A 9,866-nucleotide genomic window follows, 5' to 3' on the forward strand; every position below is an offset into this window, starting at 1 on the left:
CTTTGCCAACGTTGCACCCGGTTGCCGGTTTTGAACTCGGTATCGCCTCGGCCGGCATCAAGCGCCCAGGGCGCAAAGATGTAGTGGTGATGCGCTGTGCTGAAGGTTCGACCGTGGCTGGCGTGTTCACCCTGAACGCGTTCTGCGCCGCGCCGGTGATCCTGGCGAAAAAGCGCGTGCACAATGCCGTGCGGTACTTGCTGACCAACACCGGCAATGCCAACGCCGGCACCGGCGAGCCTGGCTTGGCGGCTGCCGAGCGCACCACCGCTAAGTTGGCCGAGCTGACCGGCGTCGATGCCAGCCAGATTCTGCCGTACTCCACTGGCGTGATCGGCGAGCCGCTGCCGGTCGAGAAGATCGAAGGCGCGCTGCAAGCTGCGCTGGATGATCTGTCGGAGAACAACTGGGAAGCCGCCGCCACCGGCATCATGACCACTGACACGCTGCCCAAGGGCGCCAGCCGCCAGTTCGAGCATGACGGCGTGACCATCACTGTCACCGGCATCAGCAAAGGTGCCGGCATGATTCGCCCGAACATGGCGACCATGCTGGGTTACATCGCCACCGACGCCAAAGTCTCCCGCGAGGTGCTGCACAACCTGATGCTCGACGGCGCCAACAAGTCGTTCAACCGCATCACCATCGACGGCGACACCTCGACCAACGACTGCTGCATGCTGATCGCCACTGGCAAGGCCGCGCTGCCTGAGATCACCCGCGCTGAAGGCGAGCTGTTCGCCAAGCTGAAACAGGCGGTATTCGAAGTGTGCATGGACGTCGCCCAGGCCATCGTGCGTGACGGCGAAGGCGCGACCAAGTTCGTCACCGTTGAAGTGAACGGCGGCGGCAACCACCAGGAATGCCTGGACGTCGGTTACACCGTGGCCCACTCGCCGCTGATCAAGACCGCGCTGTTCGCCTCTGATCCGAACTGGGGCCGTATCCTCGCTGCCGTGGGTCGTGCCGGCGTGCCGGATCTGGACGTGAGCAAGATCGACGTGTTCCTCGGCGACGTGTGCATCGCCAGCCGTGGCGCTCGCGCCGCGACCTACACTGAAGCCCAGGGCTCGGCGGTGATGCAGCAGGAAGAAATCACCATTCGCATCGAACTGGGGCGCGGCGATTGCAGCGAAACCATCTGGACCACCGACCTGTCGCATGAGTACGTGAAGATCAACGCTGAATACCGTACTTGACCTGATCCGGGACCGAGCCGCTCCATTCGCGAGCAGGCTCGCTCCCACAGGGTATTCTCGCTGCAGCTCGGTTCTCTGTGGGAGCGAGCCTGCTCGCGAAAGCGGCGATCCGGACACAACCCATTCAGAAGCATTCCTCTGACGAAAAGGCGCCACACCATGTCCCTGCACCTGATCATCGGCGACAAACTGCTTTCCTCCTGGTCCCTGCGTGCGGCACTGGCGCTGGAACTGACCGGCGCACCCTACAGCGAAGAGCTGATCAAGCTCGGCAAGCCCGACACCCGCGAGCGCCTGCTCAAGCATTCGCCGACCGGCAAGGTGCCGCTGCTGCAAACCACCCGTGGCACCATCGCCGATTCGCTGGCCATTGCTGAATATCTCGCCGAACAGTTTCCGTCCGAGCAACTCTGGCCGAGCGATACCTTCGCCCGCGCCCAGGCCCGCTCGGCCTGCGCACAAATGCACAGCGGCTTCTTCGCCATGCGTAACCACATGCCGTTCAACCTGAGCCAGGACGCACCGCTGAACCCGGTGCCGCCAGAAGTGAAGGTCGATATCGAACGCATGCTCGCGCTGTGGGCCGAATGCCGCGCGGCAGCGACGGAAGAGGGGCCGTACCTGTTCGGTCGTGTCAGCCTTGCCGATGCCTTTTTCGCGCCGATCGCCGTGCGCTTGCGCACCTATCAGGTGAAGCTGCCGGCGGTCGACGAAGCCTATGTTGAAACCGTCTACCAATGGCCCGCCTTCAAAGCGTGGCAAAAGGCTGGACTGGAGGAATTGAATCCGTGAAACGCGTCCACGTCGCCGCTGCCGTCATCCGTGACGGTGCCGGCAAAATTCTTATCGCCCGCCGTGCCGACACCCAGCATCAGGGCGGCTTGTGGGAGTTTCCCGGTGGCAAGGTCGAGGCTGACGAATCGGTCCAATCGGCACTGGCTCGCGAGCTGCACGAAGAGCTGGGCGTCATCGTTGATGCTGCGCGGCCGCTGATCAAAGTTCGCCACGATTACCCGGACAAACAGGTGTTGCTGGATGTCTGGGAAGTCTCGGCGTTCAGCGGCGAACCCCACGGCGCGGAAGGCCAGCCACTGGCTTGGGTCACTGCCAGGGAATTGATCAACTACGAGTTCCCGGCGGCCAACCAGCCAATCGTCGCGGCAGCGCGCTTGCCTGCCGAATACCTGATCACACCGGAAGATGTGGAAGGCCCGGCACTGTTGCGCGGCATCCAGAAGGCGATTGTCGGCGGCATCAAATTGATCCAGCTGCGCGCACCCAGCGGCTACGACCCGAAATACCGTGATCTGGCGGTGGATGCGGTGGGCCTGTGCGCCGGCAAGGCGCAGTTGATGATCAAAGGGCCGTTCGAATGGCTGGGCGATTTCCCGTCTGCCGGTTGGCACATCACCGCTGCCCAACTGCGTAAATACGCAGCGGCAGGACGTCCGTTGCCAGCCGAGCGCTGGCTCGCGGCGTCGTGCCATAACGCTGAAGAGCTGGCGCTGGCCGAGCAGATGGGCGTCGACTTTGTCACCCTGTCCCCGGTGCAGCCGACGCTGACGCACCCGGATGCACAGCCGTTGGGGTGGGAGCAGGCGCAGGCGTTGATCGACGATTTCAGTAAACCGGTGTTTCTGCTCGGTGGAGTAGGGCCGGCGGAACGCGAGAAGGCTTGGGGTGTTGGGGCTCAGGGTGTGGCGGGGATTCGGGCGTTCTGGCCAGAAGCTTGATTCTCGATTGAGGCTAGCGGCCTCTTCGCGAGCAGGCTCGCTCCCACAGTGGATTGCATCTCTCATTCAGAACGCAGTCAAATGTGGGGGCGAGCCTGCTCGCGAAGAGGCCTGACAGGCGCTACTTTCCTTCAGGTTTCGCAGCCGGCTGCCACAAAATCTCCGCCACCCCTTGCCGCCGCGCAATCAACCGCGCCACAACAAACAGCAAATCCGACAACCGATTGATATACGCCAGGCCAACCCCGGTCAATGGCTCAACCGAGTTCAAATGCTGACAGCGCCGCTCGGCACTGCGCGCCAGACTGCGGCAGACATGCGCCTGCGCAATCAGCATCGAACCACCCGGCAAGATGAAGTTTTCCAGCGGCCCCAGCTCTTCATTCCACACATCGATCGCCGCTTCCAGCCGCTCGATTTCAGCCTCGTTCAACGCCTGATATTCCGGCATCGCCAGTTCACCGCCGAGGTCGAACAGGCGATGCTGACACGGCGCCAGCACTTCGATGATTTCATTCAGCCCCGGATGCACTGCGCGCTCGGCGAGCAAACCGGCGAGCAGCACGCCGACCTGACTGTTCAGCGTATCGACCTCGCCGATCGCCTCGATACGCGGATGATCTTTTGGAACGCGACGGCCGTCACCGAGGCCGGTTTCGCCTTTGTCGCCGGTGCGGGTGTAGATCTTCGACAAGCGAAAGCCCATGGGTTACCTCGGTAGTGGATTGGTTTCGGTGGTCAGCGGCGCAGGTTGCGCCAGCGGCAGACGCAGGGTGAAGCAAGTGCCCTGGCCGGGCGCCGACTGCACTTCCATCTGGCCCTTGTGATTGTTGGTGATGATGAAGTACGACACCGACAGGCCCAGGCCGGTGCCTTGGCCGATTTCTTTGGTGGTGAAGAACGGCTCGAAGGTACGCTTGCGTACGTTCTCGCTCATGCCGATGCCGTTGTCCTCGACCTGGATCTCGGCCCACGGCGGATTAAGCCGGGTGCGCAGAATGATCCGGCCCGGTTCGCTGTCGTCTTCACGCTGGTGAATCGCCTGCGCGGCGTTTTTCAGCAGATTGAGCAGCACCTGTTCCAGTTCGTTGGCGGTGCCCGGCACCGGACCGAGGGCCGGGTCGAACTGACGAATGATCGCCTGGCCCTTGAAGTCGAAGCCGATGGCCAGGTCGAAGTCGTTACCGGCGATTTCCACGGCTTGATCAATCAATGCCGGCAGATCGCACGGCGCCATTTGCCGAGTGCTGCGGCGGCTGAAGCTGAGCATGTGCGTGACGATTTTCGCCGCGCGGGCGCCGGCCTGCTGAATGCCGTCGAGCAGTTGCGGGACTTCGCGGCCTTGCAGGTAGCGGTTCACCGTGTCCAGTTCGATGCCCAATTGTTCGGCGGTCTCGATGTTCTTCGGCAGATCCGCCGACAGACGGCGGCGAATGTTCTGCACGTTGTGCAGGATCGCGCCGAGCGGGTTGTTGATTTCGTGGGCCATGCCGGCCGCAAGGCCGCCGACCGAGAGCATCTTCTCCGACTGCACCATCATTTCTTCCAGCGACAGACGCTGAGTGATGTCGTCGATACGGATCACCACGCCACGCCCGGCACCGCCCATCAGCGGATAAAACGTCAGCGCATAATGCTTGGGTTCATCGTCCTTGAACCAGGTCACTCGGTCGACTTTGGCCACGGTGTGCTGTTCGACGGTGGCCTTGAGCTGCGGCAAAAACGGTTTCAGCGGTTCGAAGGCGAGGAATATCGGTTGGTTCAAAGCCTCATCCAGGCGTGTACCGGAGAGCGCGCTGGCTTCCTGGTTCCACTGGGTGACGTAGAGCTGCTCGTCGAGGGCGATCAGCGCCGAGGGCATCGAGTCGATGATGCTGTTGAGGTAATTCTGGAAGCCGGTGAGTTTCTTCTCGATCTTGCTGCGCACCTGGACTTCCAGCTCCAGTTTGCGGTTGGTGTGGCGGGTTTCCTCGGCCAGCCCCTGCGCCTGATCGTAGGCGGCCTGTGAGTCGTCGCGTGCGCGTTTGAGCTGCTGTTCGCGGGCTTCGATGCGCGAAAGCATGGTGTTGAACGCCTCGGCCAGACTGCCGATTTCGTCGTGGTTGCCGCGCGCGGCGCGCAGGGCGTAGTTCTCTTCGCGCGTGACCTGGCGGGACAATTCCTCCAGCTGGTGAATCGGCCGGGTAATCAGGCGCTTGATCTGCCGGGCGATGACCAGCCACAGCAGTACGCTGAAGATCAGGATGCCGAGGCTGGCGGTCAGGGTGCCGGTGTAGAACGCCATCGGCAGTTCGCTGCTGGCGACCAGCAACAGATGCCCCGGCGCGGCACCGGGGCGGGGCAGGGTGATCAGTTGATTGCTGCGAAACTCGGTGAGTTGCCAGGCTTCGACGTGGCGGTAGCGCTCGGGGAGGCTGAGTTTTTCGCCGCGCTGCACTTGCGCCAGGCGTTCGCCCTTGCCGTCGTACAGGGCGGCGGCGCGCAGCGGTGAATAACTGTCGAGCTCCTTGAGCAGGCGCTCGGCGCTGCGCGGCGACTCCAGCGCATCGCTGACCAGACTCGGATTGGCGATCAGCCGGCCGATGGTCTGCAGGGCCTGAGGCGCCATGCTTTCCTGAGAAATGTAGTAGGCGGCGCTGATAAAGGTCAGGTTGGCGACCAGCAGAACCGTGGTCAACAACACCAGCAGGGCGGCCAGCAGTTTCTGGCCGACCGGCAGGTTTTCAAGGCGCTGGCGCAATGGCATCAGGTTTATCGCAGCAGGGGAACAAGTCGTCAGCCTAGCGGCTGCTCAGTCGCTGGGCAATCCACGCTTGCGCAGATGCGCCACCAAACGTTGCTGCAACTGGTGCAGATGCGGCAGATGCAACTGATGGCGCTCGGCGATTTTGCAGGCGTAGCCCAACAGATAGCTGATCTCGGTGCGGCGCTGGTTGGCGACGTCCTGATACATCGAAGAGTAATTGGCGGCGGTGGCGTGGATCACCCGTTCTACTTCCGCTTGCAGATTGTCCGCCGCAGCAGGTTGGCCGCAGCGTTCTAGCAGTTCGGTCAATTCAGCACAGAGTGTGGCAACTTCGCAGTGATGCTCGCTCAGCCCGCCGTTACGGCAGTTGTGCAACACGGTCAGCGGGTTGATCGCGCAGTTCAGCGCCAGTTTGCGCCACAGGCGAGTAAGGATGTCGGCGCTCCATTCATGGGGAATGTTCGCCGCTTGCAGATCGTCCAGCCAGACCGGCGCCAGCGGATTTGCGCCATCGCCCAGCCAGTTGAACCCGTGACCGGCGAACACTACGCGCCAATCGCCGTCACGGAACGCGCCCTCGGTGCTGGAGGCGCTGATGCAGCGCGCCTGCGGCACCCGCGCGGCGACGGCGTCCTGACTGCCGAGGCCGTTCTGCAGCAGGATCAGTTCGGCGTCCGGCGCGAGGCGGGAAGCGAGGCGGGCGACGGCCTCTTCGGCGTCATAGGCCTTGCACGCGACCAGCAAACGGCGAATTGGCTCGGGGCTGTCCGGGGTTTCGCCGGGAACTGCGTAGGTATGAGCTTGTCCGTTTTCTACCAGGGTCAAGCCGCCCACTGCCTCGTAGCTGTGCAAGCGCGCCGCATCGCGCAGGATCAGCCGCACCGGCAAGCCAGCGCGGGCCAGACGTGTCGCCCAGAGTGTGCCGAGGCTGCCGGCGCCGAGTACGTGCCAGGTGGTCGACATCAGTTTTTTGCTCGATTGCTTGCAGGCATGTGCGGCTCGCCGTATCGGTAGGAAAAGACCCGTTATAATGAGCCCGATTTTAACCGCAAGCCAAGCGCGCTCCATGCACATCGAGCGCGCCTTTTTATTGGAGAGATTACATGCCGTCGTTCGACGTGGTATCCGAACTGGACAAACACGAACTCACCAACGCGGTCGAGAACGCCGTGAAGGAACTCGATCGTCGTTATGACCTGAAAGGCAAGGGCAGCTTCGAGTTCAAGGAAAAAGACCTGACCGTCAGCCTCACCGCCGAAGCCGCTTTCCAACTCGAAGCGATGATCGAAATCCTCAAGCTGGCGCTGACCAAGCGCAAGATCGACGTGCAGTGCCTTGAGGTCAAGGATGCTTACGCTTCCGGCAAACTGATGAAGCAGGACGCCATCCTCAAGGAAGGCATCGACAAAGAGCTGGCAAAGAAAATCGTCGGCCACATCAAGGAGGCCAAGCTCAAGGTTCAGGCCGCCATTCAGGGCGAGCAGGTGCGTGTCACCGGCAAGAAGCGCGACGACCTGCAGGAAGCGATCGCGGCCCTGCGTGCCAAGGAATTCGGCATGCCGCTGCAGTTCAACAACTTCCGCGACTAAGCTTGGTCTGAAGGCTATGTGGGAGCGAGCCTGCTCGCGAATGCGGTGTTTCATTCAGCGAAAAGTTGACTGACACGCCGCATTCGCGAGCAGGCTCGCTCCCACAGTTGTTTTGAATACACCCCGGGAAGCCGGAAATCAGGAGATAGAACATGGATTTGAATGCGGAAGTGGACCACCTGGTCAAGGCGTCCCAGGCGTGGATCCCGATGATCATGGAATACGGCAGCCGCGTACTGCTGGCAGTGATTACCCTGGCCATCGGCTGGTGGCTGATCAACAAGGTCACGCAGAAACTCGGCGGTCTGCTCGCTCTGCGCAATGCCGACCTCGCGCTGCAAGGCTTTATCAGCAGCCTGGCCAATATCATTCTCAAGGTGCTGCTGATTGTCAGCGTCGCGTCGATGATCGGCGTCGAAACCACCTCGTTCGTCGCGGCCATCGGTGCTGCCGGTCTGGCGATCGGTCTGGCCTTGCAAGGCAGCCTGGCCAACTTCGCTGGCGGCGTGCTGATTCTGCTGTTCCGTCCGTTCCGTATCGGTGACTGGATCGAAGCCCAAGGTGTAGCGGGTACCGTCGACAGCATCCAGATTTTCCACACCGTGCTGCGTACCGGCGACAACAAGACCATCATCCTGCCCAACGGCAACCTGTCGAACGGCATCATCACCAACACCAACCGCCAGCCAACCCGCAAAGTCGTGTTCGATGTGGGCGTGGATTACGAAGCGGATCTGCAGAAGGCCCGTCAGGTATTGCTGGATCTGGCCAAGGATCCCCGCGTCATGCAGGACCCGGAGCCACAGGCAGTGATTTCGACATTGGGTGACAGTTCGATCACTGTTTCCCTGCGCGTATGGGTTAAAACTGCGGATTATTGGGATGTGATGTTCATGTTCAATGAACAGGCGCGAGATCGTTTGAAGGCTGCCGGGATTGATATTCCGTTTCCGCAGCGGGTTATACGCGTAGTGCAGGAATCTGCCACGCAGTAATCGTCTTTGAAGTTGGCTTGGCAGTCAGCAACTAATATAAAACCCGAGCAGTGTGCGCACTCTCGGGTTTTTTATCGGCGGGACAAAACTATGCTGGCTAATAAGTAGCTGGCTAATGTTTTTTCTGTTTGATCAGTTATTCATCCATAAAAAAAACCGCCCTCCTGATTCAGGAGGGCGGTTTTGTTAGAGCAGAGCTCTACAGTACGTCAGCTTCGCAACCTTATTAGAGGATGCTCAGTGGATATTCAACGATCAAACGCAGGTCGTTGTTATCACCACCGTTGTAAGAAGTGTTGGAGCGATACCAGGCGCTACGCAGGCGGAAAGACAAGTCTTTCGCTGGACCGTTTTGCATCACGTATTTGGATTCGAAGTCCAGTTCGTGCTCTTTGCCCTCTTCAGCGCCGGTGCTGATGTTGTCACCTTTGATGTAACGGGTCATGAAGCTCAGACCAGGTACGCCGAAGGTGGCCATGTTCAGGTCATAACGGCCCTGCCACGAACGCTCGTCTGCACCGTTGAAGTCAGAGTACTGCACGGAGTTGGCGAGGAAGATAGTGCCGCCGCCGTCCACGCCGTACACGTAACCGGTGTCACCGCTGGAGCGCTGGTGGGCGAGGGTGAATTTGTGCGCGCCGATGCTGTAAGCAGCGCTAAGGGACCAGATGCGGTTGTCGATGTCGCCGGACAGGTCTTGACCTTGGCTCTTGCTCTTGTACCCGTTGAAATCGAAGTTCAGAGACTGTTCGTCGTTGATCGGCAGGGTGTAGTTCAGATTGACGTATTGCTTCTTGAAGTGGTCTTCCACGTCGGATGCTGCAACACCGGCGACAAAACTGTCGGTGAACTGATAGGTAGCACCGGCGATGTCAGCGGATTTCAGGCCACCTTCAACGATGGAGTCACGACCCATCTGGCTTTGCGCGCTCAGCGCGGTAAAGCGACCTGCGCTCAGTTCCAGGCCCGGGATCTCTTTGGATACGAGCATGGTGCCGGTAGCGGTCTCAGGCAGCAAGCGGCTGTCGTCGGTGGAAAAAACCGGGCTGGCGACAAACTGGTTACCGTATTTCAGGACGGTGTCGGAAAGACGGAACTTGACTGCTCCACCGCTTTTCGACTGAGTATCTTCAGCTCTGCCGTCGCTATCGGGAGCGAACAGACCGTTGCCAGTGCGGCCGCGTCCAGTGTCCAGCTTGATGGAGCCAAGACCGAAAGCGTCTACACCTACACCGATGGTGCCTTGGGTGAAGCCGGACTCGTAAATGGCATGCATGCCAATACCGGTTTCTTCACGATAGCCCTGGCGCTCACCCGACGGGCTGCTTTTCAGGTTTTCGTTCTTGAAATCACGGTTCATATACAGCATGCGAGTCTTGACGCTGAAGCTGCTGTCTTCAACAAAACCTTTCGATTCATCCTGAGAAGACGCCATTGCGAACTGCGAGGTGCCTGCTGCAACAGCCAGGGCGATCATGCTCCACTTCATCACGCGCATCGTGATTTGCTCCTTTGGTTTTTAGAAGAGTACTGCCGTCCCACCTGTTTTATTATCTGGGCGGCTCTTTCTTTTTGTGTCGGCGCAAACTTATATCACGCCGACA

At 60.4% G+C, this 9,866-nt stretch carries 9 protein-coding genes; 5 read left to right on the forward strand and 4 right to left on the reverse strand.

The genetic code is table 11. The annotated features are described in order from the left end of the window. The first annotated feature begins 2 nt into the window (after positions 1–2). From argJ to D8U71_RS24000, 3 genes are all read left to right on the forward strand, one after another. Positions 3–1,199 (forward strand): bifunctional glutamate N-acetyltransferase/amino-acid acetyltransferase ArgJ, encoded by a 1,197-nt coding sequence (gene argJ, locus D8U71_RS23990; protein ID WP_130888827.1) that lies wholly within the window; start codon positions 3–5, stop codon positions 1,197–1,199. Positions 1,200–1,358: 159 nt separating this feature from the next. Further along, positions 1,359–1,991 carry a glutathione S-transferase family protein gene (locus D8U71_RS23995; RefSeq protein WP_130888828.1) on the forward strand — a complete coding sequence of 211 codons (633 nt, stop codon included), beginning with the start codon at positions 1,359–1,361 and terminating at the stop codon, positions 1,989–1,991. Further along, the gene (locus D8U71_RS24000; protein ID WP_130888829.1) at positions 1,988–2,932 is read left to right on the forward strand and encodes a Nudix family hydrolase; all 945 of its coding nucleotides are present in this window, start codon (positions 1,988–1,990) and stop codon (positions 2,930–2,932) included. The genes D8U71_RS23995 and D8U71_RS24000 overlap by 4 nt, the downstream gene beginning before the upstream one ends. Before the next feature lie 121 nt (positions 2,933–3,053). Here the strand turns inward: D8U71_RS24000 and D8U71_RS24005 are convergent, their stop codons facing one another. The 3 genes from D8U71_RS24005 to D8U71_RS24015 are packed head-to-tail and all read right to left on the reverse strand — an operon-like array spanning position 3,054 to position 6,641. After that, on the reverse strand, positions 3,054–3,638 hold the full coding sequence (locus tag D8U71_RS24005; RefSeq protein WP_130888830.1) for a cob(I)yrinic acid a,c-diamide adenosyltransferase: 585 nt from the start codon (positions 3,636–3,638) through the stop codon (positions 3,054–3,056). A gap of 3 nt (positions 3,639–3,641) precedes the next feature. Further along, positions 3,642–5,678, reverse strand: coding sequence for a HAMP domain-containing sensor histidine kinase (locus D8U71_RS24010; protein ID WP_016773489.1), 2,037 nt, complete (start codon positions 5,676–5,678; stop codon positions 3,642–3,644). Between the two features lie 45 nt (positions 5,679–5,723). Further along, positions 5,724–6,641, reverse strand: a complete 918-nt coding sequence (locus D8U71_RS24015) for a putative 2-dehydropantoate 2-reductase (RefSeq protein WP_130888831.1) — start codon at positions 6,639–6,641, stop codon at positions 5,724–5,726. Positions 6,642–6,781: 140 nt separating this feature from the next. On the opposite strand from D8U71_RS24015, the gene D8U71_RS24020 reads away from it, so the two are divergent. Both D8U71_RS24020 and D8U71_RS24025 read left to right on the forward strand, forming a co-directional pair. Next, positions 6,782–7,267 (forward strand): YajQ family cyclic di-GMP-binding protein, encoded by a 486-nt coding sequence (locus D8U71_RS24020; RefSeq protein ID WP_016773491.1) that lies wholly within the window; start codon positions 6,782–6,784, stop codon positions 7,265–7,267. Positions 7,268–7,419: 152 nt separating this feature from the next. Next, positions 7,420–8,262, forward strand: a complete 843-nt coding sequence (locus tag D8U71_RS24025; RefSeq protein ID WP_016773492.1) for a mechanosensitive ion channel family protein — start codon at positions 7,420–7,422, stop codon at positions 8,260–8,262. Positions 8,263–8,488: 226 nt separating this feature from the next. Here the strand turns inward: D8U71_RS24025 and D8U71_RS24030 are convergent, their stop codons facing one another. Continuing rightward, positions 8,489–9,760 (reverse strand): OprD family porin, encoded by a 1,272-nt coding sequence (locus D8U71_RS24030; protein ID WP_071173364.1) that lies wholly within the window; start codon positions 9,758–9,760, stop codon positions 8,489–8,491. Positions 9,761–9,866 lie beyond the last annotated feature (106 nt).

Origin of the sequence: Pseudomonas sp. Sample_21 (assembly GCF_004307525.1) — a bacterium.
Classification (GTDB): Bacteria; Pseudomonadota; Gammaproteobacteria; order Pseudomonadales; family Pseudomonadaceae; genus Aquipseudomonas; species Aquipseudomonas atacamensis.

Bases quoted from the DNA above. Each gene is read 5' to 3' on its own strand.
- D8U71_RS23995 (WP_130888828.1), top strand. From the start codon at position 1,359: ATGTCCCTGCACCTGATCATCGGCGACAAACTGCTTTCCTCCTGGTCC.
- D8U71_RS24005 (WP_130888830.1), bottom strand. From the start codon at position 3,638: ATGGGCTTTCGCTTGTCGAAGATCTACACCCGCACCGGCGACAAAGGC.
- D8U71_RS24010 (WP_016773489.1), bottom strand. From the start codon at position 5,678: ATGCCATTGCGCCAGCGCCTTGAAAACCTGCCGGTCGGCCAGAAACTG.
- D8U71_RS24015 (WP_130888831.1), bottom strand. From the start codon at position 6,641: ATGTCGACCACCTGGCACGTACTCGGCGCCGGCAGCCTCGGCACACTC.
- D8U71_RS24020 (WP_016773491.1), top strand. From the start codon at position 6,782: ATGCCGTCGTTCGACGTGGTATCCGAACTGGACAAACACGAACTCACC.
- D8U71_RS24025 (WP_016773492.1), top strand. From the start codon at position 7,420: ATGGATTTGAATGCGGAAGTGGACCACCTGGTCAAGGCGTCCCAGGCG.
- D8U71_RS24030 (WP_071173364.1), bottom strand. From the start codon at position 9,760: ATGCGCGTGATGAAGTGGAGCATGATCGCCCTGGCTGTTGCAGCAGGC.